Raw genomic sequence first — 21437 nt, 5'->3', positions numbered from 1 at the left:
AAAAACAAAATTATTCTAGGATGCAATATGACATTAAGTAAGCAAGAAATACTGAGCAGAAATTACTTTTTGGAGACGGAACAAGCATTTAATTCTGATATTCAAAAACAAGTAATGCAAATGTTTGCTTTATCCAGTCAAACAACATCTATTGAGAAAGAAATAGATAAAATGTTTGATAATTTTTCTGAAGATTTTTTAAACACGATTGACACCAACACTCGCATTGATTTAGATTCTTTATTAGGAAATTTTTCTGAGAGCAAAATACCTGTTCAACCTATTGATTTTGAGAGCTATCTCAAATACTTAGGCAACAATGTTGTTGCTCATTCAATACATACATCCTCGCCACAATTTATCGGTCACATGACCTCGGCGCTTCCTTCTTTTGTGCGTCCTCTGGCAAAATTGATGACGGCAATGAATCAAAATGTTGTCAAAATAGAGACTGCTAAAGCCCTAAGTTTCTGTGAACGCGAGGCTTTAGCGATGTTGCATCGACTAATTTACAACTTTTCTGATAATTTCTATGGTCAGCACATTCAAAATAACCTGAGTACACTGGGAATTTTGGTTTCCGGTGGGACAGTGGCAAATATTACAGCGCTTTGGTGCGCTCGAAATGCTATTTTGGGAGCGAAAGATGAGTTTCTTGGTGTAGAAAAAGAAGGTTTAGGCGCATCTCTAGATTTCTACGGCTACAAAGGAGCAGTGATTATTGGCTCTGACTTGATGCATTACTCTTTTGATAAAGCTGCGGATTTGATGGGAATTGGTACACAGAGTTTGATTAGAATTCCCACTGATAGCAACAATCGAGTTGACATCCAAGCGCTACGCCAAGCTGTTGTGGAGTGTCGTGATCAAAACTTGTTGATCATTGCTATTGTAGGCATTGCTGGCACTACAGACTCAGGTGGGGTGGATTCACTCTTCGATATTGCCGAGATTGCACAAGAAGCTCACGTTCATTTTCATGTAGATGCTGCTTGGGGCGGGCCACTCATTTTTTCTGAACAACATCGGCATAAGCTTGCTGGCATCGAACGGGCTGATTCAGTAACTATTGATGGACATAAACAACTCTACTTGCCAATGGGCATTGGTATGGTCTTTCTGCGAGATCCGCATCTGGCAACAGCGATCGAAAAGCAAGCTAGCTACACCATGCGTAAAGGGTCATTTGATTTAGGTAAACGTGCCTTAGAAGGGTCTAGGCCAGGTATGGCTTTATTTTTACATGCTGGGCTAAATCTAATCGGACTTAAGGGATATGAATTTTTGATTGATGAAGGTATTAGGAAAACTGAATATATGGCAGACCGGATCTGTACCATGCCTGAGTTTGAGTTGTTAGCAAAACCTAATACTAATCTGCTTCTATATCGCTACATTCCAGAGCCATTCAGGGAGCTTGTTATCAAAAATCAGTTAACCGAAATCGACAATCAACTAATCAATAAATTTAATGAATGCTTGCAGAAAATCCAGCGCCAAATTGGTCATACGTTTATTTCAAGAACAACAAAATCAATCACCAGCTTTGGCAAAGAAATCCCGATTATTGCTCTGCGTGCAGTGATTGCCAATCCGTTAACTAAAGAAGAAGATATTGATGCAGTTTTAAATGACCAGATTCAAATTGCTGCAAAAATTTCAATCTGAATTCTGGCGACTGATACCTTGATTTTGTTTGGTAATTTAAAACCGTTTTCTCCGATGAATATGTTAAATAGTATTAATAACTTAAATGCTCAAGAAGAAATAGCTATCATCGGTACGGCAGGTCGTTTTCCCGGAGCTAAAAACGTTGATGGTTTTTGGCAAAATATCCGAGATGGTGTAGAGTCTATTTCTTTTTTCACAGATGAGCAGCTAGTATCTGCTGGAGTAAATCCAACATTGCTGAATGACCCTCTGTACGTAAAAGCAGGCGGTGTACTAGAAAATATAGAGTTGTTTGATGCTTCATTTTTTGGCTTTTCTCCTAGGGAAGCTGAAATTACAGACCCACAACACCGTCTTTTCCTAGAATGTGTTTGGGAAGCTTTAGAAAATGCTGGCTACAACTCCCAAACCTATAATGGTCAAATTGGTCTTTTCGCTGGTGTAGCCGCAAGTAGCTATCTGCTTGCAAACTTATATCCCAACCGGGACTTTATGGAATCAGTAGACAGCTTCCAACTTTTGATTGGAAACGATAAGGATTTTTTGCCCACGCAAGTTTCTTACAAGTTAAACCTGAAAGGGCCTAGCATCAATATTCAGACTGCCTGCTCTACCTCCTTGGTTGCTGTCCATTTAGCCTGCCAAAGTTTACTAAATGGTGAAAGTGATATGGCTTTGGCTGGTGGCATTTCGATAGGAGTGCCGCAAATATCTGGTTATCAATATCAAGAAAGCGGAATTCACTCTCCTGATGGACACTGCCGAGCTTTTGATACAAAGGCTAAAGGCACTAATAGTAGCAGTGGTTTGGGTGTAGTAGTCTTGAAAAGATTAGAGGATGCGATCGCAGATGGCGATTTAATTCATGCGGTTATCAAAGGTTCGGCTGTCAATAACGATGGTTCCTTAAAGGTTGGATATACAGCCCCCAGTGTGGATGGTCAAAGGGAAGTGATTTTAGAAGCGCTTGCCTTAGCTGGACTCGAACCTGCGACTATCACATATATAGAAACACATGGTACTGCAACTCCGTTAGGAGACCCCATTGAAATTGAGGCTCTAACACAGGCTTTTCGTGCTAGCACAAACAAAAAAGGTTTTTGTGCGATCGGCTCAGTAAAAACCAACATGGGACATTTGAATACAGCAGCGGGAGTCACAGGGTTAATCAAAACAGTACAAGCCCTGAAGCATCAACAAATACCCCCCAGTTTACACTTTGAGCAGCCTAATCCACAAATAGATTTCGCTAACAGTCCCTTCTATGTCAATACTAAATTATCGGAGTGGAAAACTAACGGAACCCCTCGTAGAGCAGGTGTTAGTTCTTTTGGCATTGGCGGGACTAATGCCCATGTGATCTTAGAAGAAGCCCCAGTTGTTGAAAAGTCTAGTGTTTCCCGCCCCTGGCAATTATTGCTTCTATCAGCCAAAACGACTACAGCCCTAGAAACCATTACAGCGCAACTAGGTGCTCACCTCCAGCAACATCCTGATTTAAAACTCGCTGATGTAGCTCATACCCTACAATTAGGTCGTCAGGCTTTTGACTATCGCCGCATAGTGGTTTGCTATGACCAAGATGATGCAGTAAAAGTGCTAAATTCCCAAGACCCGCTACGTGTTTTCACTAATCACCACAAACCCAGTCACCGTTCAGTCATTTTTATGTTTTCCGGGCAAGGGGCGCAATATGTGGATATGGGGCGAGAACTGTACGAGGTAGAACCCACATTTCGCAGACATGTGGATGTTTGTGCTGACATTCTCCAACCGCTGCTCAATCTTGATATCCGCCATATACTCTTCCCTGAAGAACAACAAATTGAAATTGCTACCCAACAACTGCAACAAACAGCAATTACCCAACCAGCAATATTTGTCATTGAGTATGCCCTTGCTCAGTTGTGGATGTCATGGGGAGTGCGTCCAGAGGCAATGATTGGTCATAGCATCGGGGAATATGTCGCCGCAACTATTGCAGGTGTGTTCTCTTTAGAAGATGCTTTAGCTGTTGTGGCAACACGGGGACAACTCATGCAACAACTGCCCACAGGGAGTATGCTGGCAATTCCACTGCCACACAAAGATGTGCAATCCCTTTTAGATACACAGTCATTGGTCGAAGTAGCAGCGATTAACAGTCCATCTTCGTGCGTAGTTTCTGGTACTGTGGAAGCGATCGCCACACTCCAAAATCAATTATCCTCCAAAGGGATTGAATGTCGCCTGTTACATACATCTCATGCATTTCATTCTGTGATGATGGCACCAATCTTGGAATCATTCACTCAGGCTGTGAAAAAAGTCCAACTCAATGCGCCGCGTATTCGCTTCATATCCAATGTCACAGGCAACTTGATTACAGATGATGATGCTACCAATCCCGGCTACTGGAGTCAACATTTGCGACAAACTGTGCAATTTTCTGCTGGAATATCGCAACTATTACAGCAGTTTGAAGGCGTTTTCTTGGAGATAGGTCCTGGGCGGACATTAAGTACAATCACAACACAGCATTTACAGCCTAATGCCAATGCCAAACAGATAGTGTTGAGTTGTGTACGCCATGTCAAAGAACAACAGTCTGATGTTGCTTATTTATTGCAGACATTAGGTCGGGTATGGTTGGCTGGAGTAGAGATAGATTGGTCAGGATTTTATACTCATGAACGGCGTCATCGTCTTCCTTTGCCTACTTATCCCTTTGAACGTCAACGTTATTGGATTGAACCCAAAAAACAAGGAATTGATGACCATCCTACTCCAGTGTCACTGGGCAAAAAACCCGATATAGCCGACTGGTTCTACCTTCCTTTTTGGAAACCATCTTTACCCCCAAAACGGCTCGAACACAAAGAATTAGCATCTCAAAAATCATCTGTTTTGGTATTTATTGATGAGTGTGGCTTGGGTACTAACCTGGTAAAACAACTCCAACAACAAAACCAGGATGTTATTACCGTAAAAGTTGGGGCAGAGTTCACAAAGCTAGGCGAGTGTCAGTATACCCTCAATCCTGATCACAATCATGATTACAATACCTTAATCAAAGAACTTTTAACACAACAAAAATTACCAGAAAGCATTGTTCATTTGTGGAACGTCACGCCTGTCATTGACAAAGAATTAGAACTTGAAGAAGTTGAGAAAGCTCAAACAACAGGATTTTACAGTCTACTATTTCTTGCTCAAGCTTTGGGAAGACAGGAAACATCTTCTGAAGTACAAATTACAGTCATTTCTAATAACCTACAGCCAGTAACAGGAACTGAAAAGCTATGTCCAGAGAAAGCAACTTTACTCGGACCAATTAAAGTCATATCTCAAGAATACTCAAATATCATCTGTCGTAGTATTGATGTTATTCTTCCCGAATCTGGAAGCTGGCAAGAAGAACAACTCGTAGAAAAATTGCTGACGGAACTGACAGCTTCTAGCTGTGACCAAATGATTGCCTATCGAGGTATCAATCGCTGGGTGCAATCTTTTGAGCCAGTGCGCTTTGATAAAGCGAAAATTGTCAAGCCGCGATTAAGGCAAAGGGGAGTCTATCTAATTACAGGTGGACTCGGAGGGATTGGACTTGTTGTGGCAGAATACTTGGCTCAAACTGTGCAAGCCAAACTGCTGTTGCTTGGACGAACAGCTTTGCCCAAAAAAGACGAGTGGAAACAATGGTTGCTGACTCACGATGAGACTGATAGCACCAGCCGTAAGATTCTCAAAATCCAACAACTCGAACAGTTGGGTGCAGAAGTTTTGGTAGTGAGTGCTGATGTAAGTAATACAGAACAAATGCATTTGGCGATCGCTCAAGCAGAGTCACAATTTGGTCAACTAAATGGTGTGGTTCATGCTGCTGGAGTTCCTGGAGGCGGGATGATTCAGCGAAAAACACAGGAGGAAGCGGAAAGTATTTTAGCTCCCAAAGTCAAGGGGACACTGGTTCTCAATGCTATCCTCAAGGATATTCAATTGGATTTCTTTGTCCTCACATCATCAATCAATTCAATTTTAGGGGGATTTGGACAGGTAGACTATTGTGGAGCCAATGCTTTTCTTGACGCTTTTGCTTACTGCAATATCTCGGAACGTAGCACATTTATTACAAGTATAAACTGGGATGCTTGGCAAGAAGTTGGGATGGCGGTAAACACAGGGGTACCTCAAAAACTCCAAGAATTGCGTGCAGAAGATCTTAAACAAGTAATATCACCTCATGAGGGTATAGATGCTTTGATGCGTATTTTAGGAAGTACAATACCCCAAGTTGTAGTATCCTGCTCTGACTTGCTGAATTCACTACATCAGCACAATTCTTACGATGAACTACGCGTCTTAGAACTTTTAGAGAAGGTCAATGAATCCAAATTAAAATATCCCAGACCGGAACTGAGTAATAACTATATTGCTCCTAGAAATGAAACTGAGCAAAAAATTGTTGATATTTGGCAACAAAGTCTTGGAATTGAACAGATAGGAATTCATGACAATTTCTTTGAGCTTGGTGGTGATTCACTCATAGGCATTCAAGTAATTTCTCGCTTAAATAAAGCGTTTAATTTAAATTTTTCTGTTGCCAAACTTTATGAATGTCCCCACGTAGGAGCTATGTCCAATATTTTACTTCCTGAAGAATCTCAGGAAAGCACTTTTGAACAAAGATTAAGTCGAGGACAAAGAAGAAGGGAGAGAAAAATGCAAGACAAGTTATCATGATAAGTTACTTTATATTGATTTTCTAAAAAAATTATGAATGTAAATACAACATTTGAACAAACAGCAGATTTAGATATAGCGTTAGTGGGAATGTCTGGTCGGTTTGCTGGTGCAAAAAATCTTGATGAATTTTGGCATAATTTACAACATGGAGTTGAGTCTGTTTCATTTTTCTCGAATGATGATTTAGTAGATTTAAATATTGAAAAGGCTATTTTAAACGACCCAAATTATGTTAAAGCAGCACCTGTACTAGAAGATATTGAGAGTTTTGATGCTAGGTTTTTTGGCTTTAGCCCTAAAGAAGCTGAAGTTATAGACCCCCAACAACGCTTCTTCATGGAGTGTGCCTGGGAAGCTCTTGAAAACGCTGGATATGAGCCAGAAACCTATAAAGGGTTGATTGGGGTTTATGCTGGAACAAGCACAAACAGTTACTTTTTTAACAATATTTTTCCCAACTCTAATTTGATAAACTTTTCAAATAAACATACTCTTTATAAAGATTTTATTAGCACAAATGTCTCATACAAATTAAATCTAAAAGGGCCAAGTATAGGTATCCAAACTTACTGCTCTACTTCATTAGTTGCTGTACACTTAGCCTGCAAAAGTTTACTAGATGAAGAGTGTGATATTGCTTTAGCAGGTGGGGTGGCGATCGCAGTTCCACAAAAATCAGGCTATTTCTATCAAGAAGATGGAATTTTGTCTCCTGATGGTCACTGTCGTGCCTTTGATGCTAAAGCGCAAGGTACCATTTTCGGCAGTGGGCTTGGAATTATCGTATTAAAAAGGTTAAAAGATGCTATTGCAGATAGAGACTACATTCATGCAGTTATTAAGGGTTCAGCAATTAACAACGACGGTTCTTTGAAAGTTAGCTATACAGCACCGAGTGTGAATGGTCAGGCAGAGGTTATCGTAGAGGCTCTGGCAAATGCTGGAATAGATGCTGATGATATCTCGTATATAGAAACACATGGAACTGGAACAGCTACTGGCGATCCAGTGGAAATCGCAGCGCTAACTAAGGCTTTTCGTACCTTTACAAAGAAAAATGGCTTCTGCGCTATCGGTTCAGTCAAACCAAATATCGGACATCTAGATACAGCATCTGGTGTAGCAAGTCTCATCAAGACTGTCTTGGCATTGAAATACAAACAAATACCTCCTAGCCTAAATTTTGAAGTTCCCAATCCTCAGATTGATTTTGTTAACAGCCCCTTCTATGTTAATACTGAACTTGTAGAGTGGAAAGCAAACGGTACTCCCCGCCGGGCTGGAGTTAGTTCCTTAGGCTTTGGTGGAACTAATGCCCATATCATTCTTGAAGAAGCCCCTGAAATCAAACATTTTGAAGAATTAAGACCTTGGCATTTGCTTTTATTATCAGCCAAAACTAGTTCAGCACTTGAAACTGCAACTGCAAATTTGGTTGCGTATTTAAAACAGCATCCGGATATAAATTTAGCCAATGTGGCTCATACCCTACAAGTAGGTCGTCGGGCTTTTAACCATCGCCGAGTGTTGGTTTGTCAGGACATTAAGGATGCTGTAACCGCCTTGGAAACACAGGATCTCATCCGGGTTTTTACTACATACCAGGATCATAGAGAACAGCCTGTCATCTTCATGTTTTCCGGACAAGGAGCGCAATATGTGAACATGGCGCGAGAATTATACCAAGTTGAAGCCACCTTTAGAAAATATGTAGATACTTGCGCTCAGATTCTTCAACCCCATCTTAATATAGATATCCGCCATATACTCTTCCCCAAAGAAGAAGAAATTGAAACTGCTAGCCAACAACTCCAACAAACAGCAATTACCCAACCAGCAATATTTGTCATCGAGTACGCCCTGGCTCAGTTATTAATGTCATGGGGAGTGCGTCCAGAAGCGATGATTGGGCACAGCATTGGGGAATATGTCGCCGCAACCATTGCAGGTGTATTTTCCCTAGAAGATGCTTTAGCTATTGTCGCAACAAGGGGACAACTGATGCAACAGTTGCCCACAGGGAGTATGCTTGCAATCCAACTAAGAGACAAAGATGTACAGTCGCTGTTAGACACACAGATACCAGATAAAAGTTCTCTACAAATAGCAGCGATTAACAGTCCATCTTCGTGCGTTGTTTCTGGTACTGTTGAAGCGATCGCCACATTCCAAAATCAATTATCTTCCAAAGGGATTGAATGTCGGCTGTTGCATACATCTCATGCATTTCATTCTGTGATGATGGAACCGATCTTGGAACCATTTGTGCAAGTGGTGAAAAAAGTGAAGCTAAATTCACCACGTATTCGCTTCATTTCCAACGTCACTGGTACATGGATTACCGATGAACAAGCTACAAATCCCAACTACTGGGGCCAGCATTTACGACAACCAGTGAAATTTTCCGACGGGATATCTCAATTGTTGCAACAGTTTGAAGGTGTTTTCTTGGAGATTGGCCCAGGGCGGACATTAAGCACATTAACAACGCAACATCTCTTTCCAGAAGCCAAACAACAGGTGTTGACTTGTTTACGCCATGCTAAAGAACAACAATCAGATGTGAGCTTTTTGTTACAGACATTAGGTCGGCTGTGGCTATTTGGAGTAGAAATAGATTGGTCAGGATTTTACACTCACGAGCAGCGTCATCGTCTGCCTTTGCCTACTTATCCTTTTGAGCGACAAAGATACTGGATTGAACCCAAAAAACAAGGAATTGATCACCATGCTACACCAGTATCACTAAGCAAAAAGCCCGACATTGCTGACTGGTTCTACATCCCTTTCTGGAAACCATCATTAACTCCACCACAACTCGAACACAAGGAATTAACAGATCAATTATCTTCTATTTTGGTGTTTATCGATGAGTATGGCTTGGGTTCCAAATTAGTCAAACAACTCCAACAACAAAATTGGGATGTTATTACTGTAACAGTTGGAGGCGAGTTCACCAAGCTCAATAAGTGTCAGTATACTATAAATCCTCAACAACCTAATAATTACGATGCCTTAATCAAGGAACTGTCAACACAACAGAAGTTGCCAAAGACAATAGCTCATTTGTGGAGTGTCACACCTGTCAATGGCAAAGAATTAGAACTTGAAGAAGTTGACAAAGCCCAATTCATCGGATTTTACAGTCTGCTATTTCTTGCCCAAGCTTTAGGAAGACGGGAAATGGCTGATGAAGTACAAATAACAGCCATTTCTAATAACCTACAGCCAGTAACAGGAACTGAAAAGCTATGTCCACAGAAAGCAACTTTACTCGGACCAATTAAAGTCATATCTCAAGAATACTCAAATATCATCTGTCGTAGTATTGATGTTATTCTTCCCGAATCTGGAAGCTGGCAAGAAGAACAACTCGTAGAAAAATTGCTGACGGAACTGACAGCTTCTAGCTGTGACCAAATGATTGCCTATCGAGGTATCAATCGCTGGGTGCAATCTTTTGAGCCAGTGCGCTTTGATAAAGCGAAAATTGTCAAGCCGCGATTAAGGCAAAGGGGAGTCTATCTAATTACAGGTGGACTCGGAGGGATTGGACTTGTTGTGGCAGAATACTTGGCTCAAACTGTGCAAGCCAAACTGCTGTTGCTTGGACGAACAGCTTTGCCCAAAAAAGACGAGTGGAAACAATGGTTGCTGACTCACGATGAGACTGATAGCACCAGCCGTAAGATTCTCAAAATCCAACAACTCGAACAGTTGGGTGCAGAAGTTTTGGTAGTGAGTGCTGATGTGAGCAACACAGAACAAATGCATTTGGCGATCGCTCAAGCAGAGTCACAGTTTGGTAAACTCAACGGTGTGGTTCATGCTGCTGGAATACTTGGAGGTCAGTCTTCTGGAGCTATTGAAAAGATAAGTAAAACTGATTGCGATCGGCAATTTCAACCAAAAGTACACGGACTGATAGTATTAGATAAGGTTTTGCAAGACAGAGAGCTTGATTTTTGTTTACTGCTGTCTTCCTTATCATCAGTTTTAGGAGGATTAGGACATGTCGCCTACTCAGCAGCAAATATCTTCATGGACGCTTTTGTACACCAACATAATCAGAGCCATCCCGTCTCTTGGATAAGTGTAAGCTGGGATAGTTGGCAACTTGAAAAAGAAAATAAACAAAGTACATCTGTTGGCGCAAGTGTGACTGAATTTGCGTTTGACCCTAAAGAAGGTGTAGAAGCTTTTCAAAGGATCTTGAACTGTAGTGAATTTAATCATGTAGTTGTTTCGACTGGAGAACTTCAAGCGAGAATTGACCAATGGATTAAGTTTGAATCTTTTCAACAGAAACTAGCTAGCCAACCAGTAAATTCATTATCACTCCATCCCAGACCTGATTTACAAAATTTATATGTAGCTCCCGAAAACGAAATTGAACAAACGATTGCTAACATCTGGCAAGAAGTTCTTGGGATAAAAGATGTAGGTCTCCATGATAATTTCTTTGAATTAGGTGGAGATTCACTACTCATAATTCAGGTTCGTAGTAAACTTATAAAAACATTAAACAAAAATTTATCAATCGCTGATCTATTTGAGTATTCAACTATAAATGCCTTGGCAGAATATCTTGGTGGACAACAGGTTGAAGAACCAACATTTCAGGAAGCTGATGAACGTGCCAGCAGAAAAGAAGCAGCTATGCAAGAAAAAAGACAATTAATGAAACAAAGGAGGAAGGCAGATGGATAACCAACAAATCCATGATTCCATCAAAGGCATAGCTGTAATCGGGATGTCCGGTCGTTTTCCAAAAGCCAAAAGTATTGATGAATTTTGGCATAATCTGTGTAATGGGCAGGAGTCGATTTCTTTCTTCAGTGATGAAGAATTAGAAGATTCAGGCATAGACCCAGCATCGTTGCATGACCCTCAGTATGTAAAAGCTGGTGCTCGTCTGTCAGACATTGAAATGTTTGATGCTTCCTTCTTTGATGTCTCACCAAGGGAAGCTGAAATTATAGACCCCCAACATCGTTTTCTTCTCGAATGTGCTTGGGAAGCGCTGGAAAATGCTGGTTATGACCCGGGAGCAGGCAAAGACTTGACTGGTATTTACGTAGGAACCAACCTGAGTATCTATATGCTTAGCAAACTGGCTTCCAACCCAGATATAATCAAATCAATGGGTTCCTCAATTTTCTTTAGTAATGTTCAAGATTTTGCCGCCACACGAGTTTCATATAAATTGAACCTGAAGGGACCAAGTATTAATATTAGCACGGCTTGCTCCACCTCATTAGTAGCTGTTCATTTAGCGTGCCAAGGATTGCTAAACTACGAGTGCGATCTGGCTTTGGCAGGTGGCGTTTCGATACAGTCTCTGCAAAAGCAAGGTTATTTTTATCAAGAAGGAGGGATTATTTCTCCTGATGGTCGCTGTCGCGCCTTTGATGCTAAAGCACAAGGAACTATTTTCGGCGACGGGGTAGGCATTGTCGTCCTCAAGAGATTAGAAGATGCTTTTGCAGATGGCGACTGCATTCATGCAGTAATTAAAAGTTCAGCCATCAATAACGATGGTGCAGCCAAAGTGGGTTACACAGCTCCTAGTGTGGGTGGCCAAGCCAAAGTGATTGTTGAGGCTCAGGCGAATGCTGGGTTTAATCCGGAGACAATAACCTATATTGAGGCTCATGGAACCGGTACAACCTTGGGAGACCCTATTGAAATCAGTGCTCTCAAGAAGACGTTTGAAGCTCGCACTAACAAGAAGCAATTCTGTGCCATCGGCTCGGTAAAGCCTAATATTGGACATTTGAATATAGCTTCTGGTGTAACGGGCTTAATCAAAACGGTTATGGCGCTCAAACACAACTTGATTCCTCCCAGCTTACACTTTGAACAACCTAATCCAGAGATAGACTTCGCTAATAGTCCTTTTTACGTTAATACCAAGTTATCGGAGTGGAAGACCAACGGGACTCCCCGCAGAGCTGGTGTCAGTTCTTTTGGAGTTGGAGGCACTAATGCTCATGTTATTTTGGAAGAAGCCCCAATTGTTCAACCCTCTAGTACTTCTCGCCCTTGGCAACTGTTGCTGCTTTCAGCTAAAAGCAGTACAGCACTGGAAACAACTACAGCTTCTATAGTTGCTCACCTCCAGCAGCATCCTGATTTGAATCTCCCTGATGTAGCTCATACTCTACAAGTAGGTCGTAGGGCATTTGACCATCGCCGTATGGTGGTTTGTCATAATCAAGATGATGTAGTGAAAGTACTGACATTCTTTGAGCCACAACGTGTTTTCACTAATCACCAAAAGCCTACTCATTGTCCAGTCATCTTCATGTTTTCCGGACAAGGAGCGCAATATGTGAACATGGCGCGAGAATTATACCAAGTTGAAGCCACCTTTAGAAAATATGTAGATACTTGCGCTCAGATTCTTCAACCCCATCTTAATATAGATATCCGCCATATACTCTTCCCCAAAGAAGAAGAAATTGAAACTGCTAGCCAACAACTCCAACAAACAGCAATTACCCAACCAGCAATATTTGTCATCGAGTACGCCCTGGCTCAGTTATTAATGTCATGGGGAGTGCGTCCAGAAGCGATGATTGGGCACAGCATTGGGGAATATGTCGCCGCAACCATTGCAGGTGTATTTTCCCTAGAAGATACAATAGAAGTGGTGGCAAAGCGGGGACAACTCATGCAAGAGTTACCCACAGGGAGTATGCTGGCGATTTCACTGCTATACAAAGATGTGCAATCCCTTTTAGATGCACAGTCATTGGTCGAAGTAGCAGCGATTAACAGTCCATCTTCGTGCGTTGTTTCTGGTACTGTTGAAGCGATCGCCACATTCCAAAATCAATTATCTTCCAAAGGGATTGAATGTCGGCTGTTGCATACATCTCATGCATTTCATTCTGTGATGATGGAACCGATCTTGGAACCATTTGTGCAAGTGGTGAAAAAAGTGAAGCTAAATTCACCACGTATTCGCTTCATTTCCAACGTCACTGGTACATGGATTACCGATGAACAAGCTACAAATCCCAACTACTGGGGCCAGCATTTACGACAACCAGTGAAATTTTCCGACGGGATATCTCAATTGTTGCAACAGTTTGAAGGTGTTTTCTTGGAGATTGGCCCAGGGCGGACATTAAGCACATTAACAACGCAACATCTCTTTCCAGAAGCCAAACAACAGGTGTTGACTTGTTTACGCCATGCTAAAGAACAACAATCAGATGTGAGCTTTTTGTTACAGACATTAGGTCGGCTGTGGCTATTTGGAGTAGAAATAGATTGGTCAGGATTTTACACTCACGAGCAGCGTCATCGTCTGCCTTTGCCTACTTATCCTTTTGAGCGACAAAGATACTGGATTGATGCAAAATCACCATCACTTTCTACAAGTAGCAACTCTGTAACTTTAGATAAAAAACAAGACATTGCTAACTGGTTTTACATCCCTTCATGGAAACGTTCTTTATTACCTCCATCTCGCGCAGAATTAGAGGATGAACAATGGCTTTTGTTTGTTGATGAGTGTAGCGTGGGTTCCCAGTTAGTTAACAAACTGGAACAGAATGGTAAAGATGTCATTGTGGTGAAGGTAGGACAGCACTTTAGCAAACTAAGTCAGCGTGTTTATGCGATTAATCCGCAAAGTCTAGATGACTATGATGCATTGCTCAAAGAACTGATTACACTTGGTAAAATTCCCCAAAATATTGCTTGTTTATGGAGTTTGAATATCTTTGGAAATCGTCAAACGGGTGATTATCTAGAATTCAACAGTTTGCTGCTTTTAACACAGAGTTTTAGTAAGCTAAAAATTAGCGTAGACGCCTTAGCGGCTTGCCAAAGGCATCGCCTACAAATCTGGGTTGTATCAAACCAGACCCAGGAAGTTAATGGTAATGAAACTATCGACCCAGAAAAGGCAACCGTATTAGGGTTATGTAAAGTTATTCCTCAAGAGTATCCTAATATTGTTTGTCGGAGTATAGATTTTGTTTTAACGAACCGCCCAGATGCCAAGGGTGCAGAGGGAAGAGCAGGAGATGATCGCAGTTATATCGTAGACCAAATCATTAGTGAGTTTGCAGCTTTATCACCTGATTTGGTTATTGCATATCGCGATCGCTACCGCTGGATACAAACATTTGAGTCAGTGCGCCTAGAGTCAGCAGTTGAAGAAAAAACTCCCCTGAGAAAACAGGGCGTTTACCTGTTTCCTGGTGGACTGGAAAGTTTTGGAGTTGGGCTAGCGAAATATCTGGCGAAAACTTTACAAGCAACACTCATATTCATTGAGGATTTAACTTTCCCACAAGAGGACGAATACTCGCAATGGCTAGAAACTCATGCTCAAGAAGATGAAGTGAGTTGCAAAATCCAAGAACTGATAGAATTAGAAAAACTAGGTGTAAAATTTTTGTTGGTGCGTGCAGATAGAACTAACTATGAACAAATGCACCAGAGCCTTGCACCTGAGAAAATTGGTCAAATTCACGGAGTTATCTATTCAACTGTAACAACCCGCGAAAATGTATTATGCCCGATACCAGAAATTGGTAAGACAGAGTTAGGAAAACTCCTTGACTCTCAACTTCATAAGATGACTGTATTAGAACAAGTCTTACAGAGTAGAAAAATAGATTTTTGTATCATTATTTCTTCCTTAGCTTCCATTTTTGGAGGAATTGGATTATCTTTATACTCAGGAGTTAACCAGTTAATAGATACTTTTACTCTGAAACATAATCAAAATAACTCTTTGCCTTGGATTTCCATAACTTGGGATAAATTACAACTGAATACAACCCAAGAACAAAAAACTCTTGGACAGGCATCTGGAGTTGAATTAGCCATCACTGAGGCAGAAAGCGTAGAAGTATTTAAACGCATATTCTCCTTAACAGAAGGAAGTCAGGTTGTTGTTTCAACAGTAGATATCAAAGCCTGGAGCGATCGCACATTTAACCTAGATTCTCTACTAGATTCAAAATCTTCTAGTCAAGTAGACTCATCCTCACGCTACTCCAGACCTAACCTTAATAATTCCTATGTTGCTCCGACTAACGAGTTAGAAAAACAAATTGCCGAAATATGGCAAGAAGTTCTGGGAATTGTACAAGTTGGTATTTACGACAATTTCTATGAGTTGGGAGGAGACTCTCTCATTGCAACTCGATTAGTTTCTCGATTGCAAGCAAAGTTCCCAGTAGAGCTACCACTACGTGACCTTTTACTGGAAGCTATGATACCTATCAAGCAGGCAGAAATGATTGAGCAACTTCTGTTGGAAAAAATTGAAGAATTTTCTGAAGAGGAGGTAGAAATGTTTTTGGCTAGTAGCGCAGATTTGGCATAAGTATCCCTATTCAATAATTAATTTCAGAGGAATTACTTGTAATTAGTAGTTCCTCATCAAATAAATATTAGTAAATATTAAAAATGTATCAGCAATGGACAAAAAACACTCTCATTTATCACCCGCCAAAAAAGCTCTTTTAGAAAAATTGAAGGGAGGAAAATTTCAAGCCGATACGATTCCCAAGCGACAAATATCCAACAGTATTCCCTTGTCTTTCTCCCAACAAAGACTATGGTTTATTGACCAACTTTACCACAACAGTCCCTTCTACAATATTTCGAGTGCCTTTCATTTAAGCGGAGTGCTTAATATTACGGCACTCCAGCAAAGTCTTAATGAGATTCTCAGGCGTCATGAAGTTTGGCGCACAACTTTTGTGCTGGTAAATGGAGAACCAGTGCAGCAGATTGCACCCCAATTAACTTGGGATTTACCCATTATTAATTTTGAGCATTTGTTTGGAAAAGATTGGGAACCTGAGATTAAACAACTTGCAGTTGAGGAAGCCAAAAAACCCTTCAACTTAGCTAAAGGACCTCTAGTCAGAGCAACTTTACTGCGCTTGGGTGAGGAAGAACACGTTTTTCTTTTGACCATCCACCACATTATTACGGATGGATGGTCTATTGGTGTGTTCATGCGGGAGTTGGCAACGTTATATACAGCTTTCTTGTCAAATCAGCCTTCTCCCTTACCTGAACTCCCTATTCAGTATGCAGATTTTGCAGGTTGGCAGCGCAATCGCTTGCGAGGTGAAGTTCTAGCAACCCAAGTTAATTACTGGAAGCAACAACTTAGCGGTGAACTTCCTATACTACAGTTACCCGTTGATCGTCCGCGGCCTGCCGTTACCACTTTTATTGGTGCCAAGCAATACTTTACATTTTCAAAAACTCTGACAGATGCACTGAATAAATTCAGCCAGCGAGAAGACGCTACTTTATTTATGACTCTGTTGGCAGCATTAAATACATTGCTGTACCACTACACAGACCAAGAAGACATCCTAATTGGTTCTCCAATTGCAAATCGGAATCGAGCCGAATTAGAGGAGATGCTGGGTTTGTTCGTGAATACTTTGGTGTTACGTAATAACCTTAGTGGCAATCCCAGTTTCCGGGAACTACTACACCGCGTGCGTAAGGTGACTATTGATGCTTATGCACATCAGGATTTGCCTTTTGAGATGCTTGTAGAAGAATTGCAACCTGAGCGAGACTTAAGCCGGAATCCACTTTATGAAGTGATGTTTGTCCTGCAAAACACCCCAGTATCTGCACAGGAAGCTTCTAGTTTAACCCTGCGTTCTTTGCAGTTCGATAGCGGCACAGCTCAGTTGGATATTTACCTGTCAATATCCGAATCTCAGCAAGGATTAACAGGATTTTTAGAGTACAATACAGACATTTTTGACTCTACAACAATTACTCGATTCATTAGTAATTTCCAAGCTTTATTGGAAAGTATTGTTGCTAATGAGGAACAGCGCATTTCAAAATTGTCACCACTCACAGCTAAAGAGCGAGAGCAATTATTATTCGAGTGGAATCAGCAAAGCACAGATTATCCTCAAGATGCCTCACTTCATCAGTTATTTGAGCAGCAACTTCAGCGTTTTCCTGAGTCGTTAGCGTTAATTAGCCAAACAGAAAAACTGACTTATTGTCAACTAAATCAGAGAGTTAATCAGCTTGCCCATTATTTAAAAAAACAGGGTGTAACAAAAGAAACTCTCGTTGCTATTTGTCTAGAACGTTCAGTAGAAATGGTCGTAGGAATTTTAGCTGTCCTCAAAGCTGGCGGTGCATACATTCCCATTGACCCAACTTATCCAGTTAATCGTCTTGGCTTCATGCTTTCTGATTCCCAAGTGTCATTGATCATTAGTCATTCGTCATTAGTTAATAGCTTCAAACAAATCACAAATGACAAAGAACCCCTTCGGGCTTCAGCAGTTGCTCCTCAAGATCGCACTGCCTCACAAATGACGGTCATCTTTCTAGACAATGAATGGGAATTTATCAAGCAAGAAAGTCAAGACAACCCAGCTAGTATATCTTCAGGTGATAATCTCGCTTATATTATATATACTTCCGGCTCTACTGGAACTCCTAAAGGTGTTCTCGGTACTCATCGCGGTACAGTCAATGGCTTGCACTGGTTGTGGAAAACTTATCCCTTCACAAAAGAGGAGGTTTGTTGCCAGAAAACAGCTATTAGCTTTGTAGACTCAGTATGGGAGATTTTTGCTCCCTTACTACAAGGGATTCCCACTGTCATTATTCCCGATGCTATTGCTAAAGACCCTCAATTGTTCATAGAAACTCTGGCACACCACAAAGTTACGCGTATTGTACTTGTGCCTTCACTGCTGGGCTTACTCTTAGATAACTACAGTTATCTGATCAATAATTTGTCGCATCTTAAACTCTGGATAACAAGTGGGGAAGCGCTGTCTGTTAAGTTAGCTGAAAAATTCCGAGAATTGATGCCATCTGCAAAACTAATTAACTTTTATGGCTCATCGGAAGTTTCTGCCAATGTCACTTACTACGACACTAGTTTATTGCCAGATCAACCGAACAGCATTCCCATTGGTCGCCCTATTGATAATACGCAAGTCTATGTGTTAAACAGCCATTTGCAACTAACGCCTGTAGGAGTTGTTGGTGAACTCTATATTGGTGGTGATGGATTGGCAAAGGGATATTTGCATCGTCCTGAATTAACTCAAGAACGTTTTATTAATAACCCCTTTATTCCAGGAAGCAAACTTTACAAAACTGGTGACTTGGTGCGTTATCTCAACGATGGTAATCTTGAGTTTTTCGGTCGCTGTGATGACCAAGTGAAAATCCGTGGCTTCCGCGTCGAACTGGGAGAAATTGCAGCAGCGATCGCACAACATCCAGAGGTGAAAGAATCTATTGTCATTGTCCGAGATGATGCTCAAGGTGATCAGCGTCTCATCGCTTATGTCGTAACAGATAAGCAAGATATAGTGCCACAGTTAAACGCTGAGTTACAGCAAAAGCTACCAAATTACATGCTACCGTCTACTTTTGTGTTACTAGATGTGCTTCCACTGACATCTAATGGCAAAGTAGACAAGCAAGCACTTCCTACCGACGACGTTATCCGACCAAACGCCACTCAATCCTTCGTTGCTCCCCGCAATTTTACAGAATTGGTTTTGGTGAAAACTTGGGAAAATCTTCTGAATACTAGTCCGATTGGAGTAACAGATAACTTCTTTGACCTGGGTGGTCAATCGTTTTTAGCTGTACGCTTAATGGCTCAAATAGAAGACCGATTTGGACACAATCTTCCCTTGTCTACTCTTTTTGAAAATCAGACGATTGAAAAACTAGCTCAAATTCTTAGCCAGCCAGTCCGTGAGATATCCAATTCTCCTCTAGTAGCAATTCAGTCTTCTGGTGACAAAATTCCTTTCTTCTGTATGCATGGCGCTGGTGGAGGTATTCGTGCCTTCTTTAACTTGTCCAGAAGACTTGGTGACGACTATCCATTTTATGGCTTGCAACATACCCCTGACCAAGAGGAACCTGAAATTATTTCAGTGGAGGAGACAGCAACTCGCTACCTCCAAGAAATTCGTCAGGTACAACCGAATGGTCCTTATCTTTTAGGAGGTTTTTGTTACGGTGGTGTCATTGCTTTTGAAATGGCACAACAATTGCAAAGGCAGGGTGAAAAAGTAGGTTTGCTAGTTGTCATCGACGCCATATTACCAGAAACGGCTGTTAAAGTAGCAGACGATGATGATGCCAAATTCTTACTCCGCATGGCTGAATCAATAAAAACTAACAACAACATCAACTTTTCCGTTCCTTTTGAGGAACTTCGAGATTTGCAACTAGATGAGCAATTTCATTTAGTAAATAAAAGAGCAAACTTTATCTTGAGCGACACAGAGATTAAGGATTTTCTCCGCTATTACAAACTTTTCAAAGCTCATGTCCAAGCCATGCGAGATTATGTTCCGCTCCTTTATCCTGACTCCATCACTCTCTTTCGAGCAAAAGAAGATATTATTCATGACTTTGAAAGTCCAGAATTTCATACTGATGACCCTTTACTAGGTTGGGGTAAATGTTCCAGTCAACCTATTGATGTCATTGAAGTCTCTGGAGATCATTTCTCGATGTTAGTAGAACCGAATATTCAGGAATTAGCCAAACTATTGAGAATTCATATCGATAATGCTCAGTACATTGTAAAATAGAAAATGTGAGTAAACAAGACTGATGAAACTACCCGCAGGACCGAAAACTCCTACTTTGCTGCTAAAGCAGCAATTCCAGGCTGATCCCTTTGGCTATATGGATGCGGTTTACAAACGCTATGGTGATATTTTCACCATAATGTCTGATTCTGCGCCAATAGTGCCAATAGTGCACGTCAGCAATCCCTCAGGTATAAAGCAGATTTTCACCAATACCAAAGAAATTATCGCTAGGGGTGCATTGAACAGCGATTTTGCTCTGGTTACAGGAAACCAAGGAGTCCTTCAACTTGATGGTTTCCGTCACAAACATCGGCGTAAGCTCTTAATGCAGGCTTTTCACGGAGAGCGGATGCAAGCTTGTGGGCGACGGATCTGCGAACTCAGTGAAAAAATCATGAGTCAAAAGGCGATTGGAAAACCTTTTATTGCCTACCCTACTATCGAAGATATTACCCTGCGGGTGGGTATAGAGGTTGTAATGGGATTGCGTGAGGGAGAGCGCTATGACAAAATCAAACATCTCTTTGCTTCTATCATCAAATATTCGCAATCTCCTCTATATGAGATCCTCACACAACTTCCCTTAGGACAACGGGATCTAGGTCAGTGGAGTCCAAAGGGATACATGCTTCAGCTCCAGCGAGAACTTTTCCAATTGCTATATGCTGAAGTCGAAGAACGCCGCGAGCAAGCAGATCCCTCACGCAGTGACATCCTCTCTGATCTCATATTTGCTCATGATGAAACGGGTGAACCATTAAGTAATGAAGAGGTGCGCGACCTCCTATTATCGCCTATATTTGCAGCTCAAGATGCTTCAGCAACTGCTCTAGCTTGGTCTTTATATTGGATTCACCATTTACCTGGCGTTCGCGAACGCCTGCTTGAGGAACTTGATTGTCTTGGTGAAGACCCAGATCCCACGAGGATTGTTGCATTGCCCTACCTTAGTGCTGTTTGTAACGAAGTTTTGCGAATTTACCCGACTCAGTTATTCACATTTCCAAGGTTGGTAGAGTCCCCAGTTAATGTGATGGGTTATGAGTTAAGTCCAGGAACAGTACTACTTGGGAATATTTATCTGACGCATCAGCGTGAAGATTTATACCCAGAACCAAAACAATTTCAGCCAGAGCGCTTTTTGGAAAAACAATACTCTCCCTATGAATTTCTTCCCTTTGGCGGCGGTGCTCGTACTTGTATTGGTGGGGCTTTTGCCTTATTTGAAATGAAGCTTGTGTTGGCGACAATTCTTTCACGTTATCAATTAGGGCTGGTTGACAAGCGACCAGAAAAGCCAAAATTTGGAGGTCTGATTTGTTACCCAGCTAGTGGCGTGAAAATGCTTGTGCAGAGTCGGCGTCAGCATCAAGGACAGTCGCAGCCATTGGTTGTTGGTTCAATTTAATAGCTATCGATAATTAAATAATCATT

The 21437-nt window shown here is 41.3% G+C and carries 6 protein-coding genes; all 6 read left to right on the top strand.

Annotated elements, in window-relative coordinates; translation table 11 throughout:
• The first annotated feature begins 27 nt into the window (after positions 1–27).
• The 6 genes from panP to HWQ40_RS24080 all read left to right on the top strand — a co-directional run bounded on the left by panP (position 28) and on the right by HWQ40_RS24080 (position 21411).
• Complete coding sequence (gene panP / locus HWQ40_RS24105) at positions 28–1668, top strand: pyridoxal-dependent aspartate 1-decarboxylase PanP (protein ID WP_292782784.1); 1641 nt, start codon at positions 28–30, stop codon at positions 1666–1668.
• A gap of 54 nt (positions 1669–1722) precedes the next feature.
• Positions 1723–6393, top strand: a complete 4671-nt coding sequence (locus tag HWQ40_RS24100) for a type I polyketide synthase (RefSeq protein ID WP_292782781.1) — start codon at positions 1723–1725, stop codon at positions 6391–6393.
• 33 nt (positions 6394–6426) lie between these two features.
• Positions 6427–11106, top strand: a complete 4680-nt coding sequence (locus HWQ40_RS24095; RefSeq protein ID WP_292782778.1) for a type I polyketide synthase — start codon at positions 6427–6429, stop codon at positions 11104–11106.
• Positions 11099–15751: a type I polyketide synthase gene (locus tag HWQ40_RS24090; protein WP_292782775.1), complete on the top strand. Its 4653-nt coding sequence runs from the start codon at positions 11099–11101 to the stop codon at positions 15749–15751. Before HWQ40_RS24095 ends, HWQ40_RS24090 begins: the two co-directional genes overlap by 8 nt.
• Positions 15752–15845: 94 nt before the next feature.
• Positions 15846–20000 (top strand): non-ribosomal peptide synthetase, encoded by a 4155-nt coding sequence (locus HWQ40_RS24085; protein WP_292782772.1) that lies wholly within the window; start codon positions 15846–15848, stop codon positions 19998–20000.
• A 22-nt stretch (positions 20001–20022) separates the two neighbouring features.
• Positions 20023–21411 carry a cytochrome P450 gene (locus HWQ40_RS24080; protein WP_292782769.1) on the top strand — a complete coding sequence of 463 codons (1389 nt, stop codon included), beginning with the start codon at positions 20023–20025 and terminating at the stop codon, positions 21409–21411.
• The last annotated feature ends 26 nt before the right edge of the window (positions 21412–21437 follow it).

The organism is Nostoc sp. NMS9 (assembly GCF_017114995.1).
GTDB lineage: Bacteria > Cyanobacteriota > Cyanobacteriia > Cyanobacteriales > Nostocaceae > Nostoc.
This window is presented reverse-complemented; position numbering and strand designations above follow the sequence as displayed.

Excerpts from the sequence above, each read along its gene's own strand:
- panP (WP_292782784.1), top strand. The coding sequence starts at position 28 with ATGACATTAAGTAAGCAAGAAATACTGAGCAGAAATTACTTTTTGGAG.
- HWQ40_RS24100 (WP_292782781.1), top strand. The coding sequence starts at position 1,723 with ATGAATATGTTAAATAGTATTAATAACTTAAATGCTCAAGAAGAAATA.
- HWQ40_RS24095 (WP_292782778.1), top strand. The coding sequence starts at position 6,427 with ATGAATGTAAATACAACATTTGAACAAACAGCAGATTTAGATATAGCG.
- HWQ40_RS24090 (WP_292782775.1), top strand. The coding sequence starts at position 11,099 with ATGGATAACCAACAAATCCATGATTCCATCAAAGGCATAGCTGTAATC.
- HWQ40_RS24085 (WP_292782772.1), top strand. The coding sequence starts at position 15,846 with ATGGACAAAAAACACTCTCATTTATCACCCGCCAAAAAAGCTCTTTTA.
- HWQ40_RS24080 (WP_292782769.1), top strand. The coding sequence starts at position 20,023 with ATGAAACTACCCGCAGGACCGAAAACTCCTACTTTGCTGCTAAAGCAG.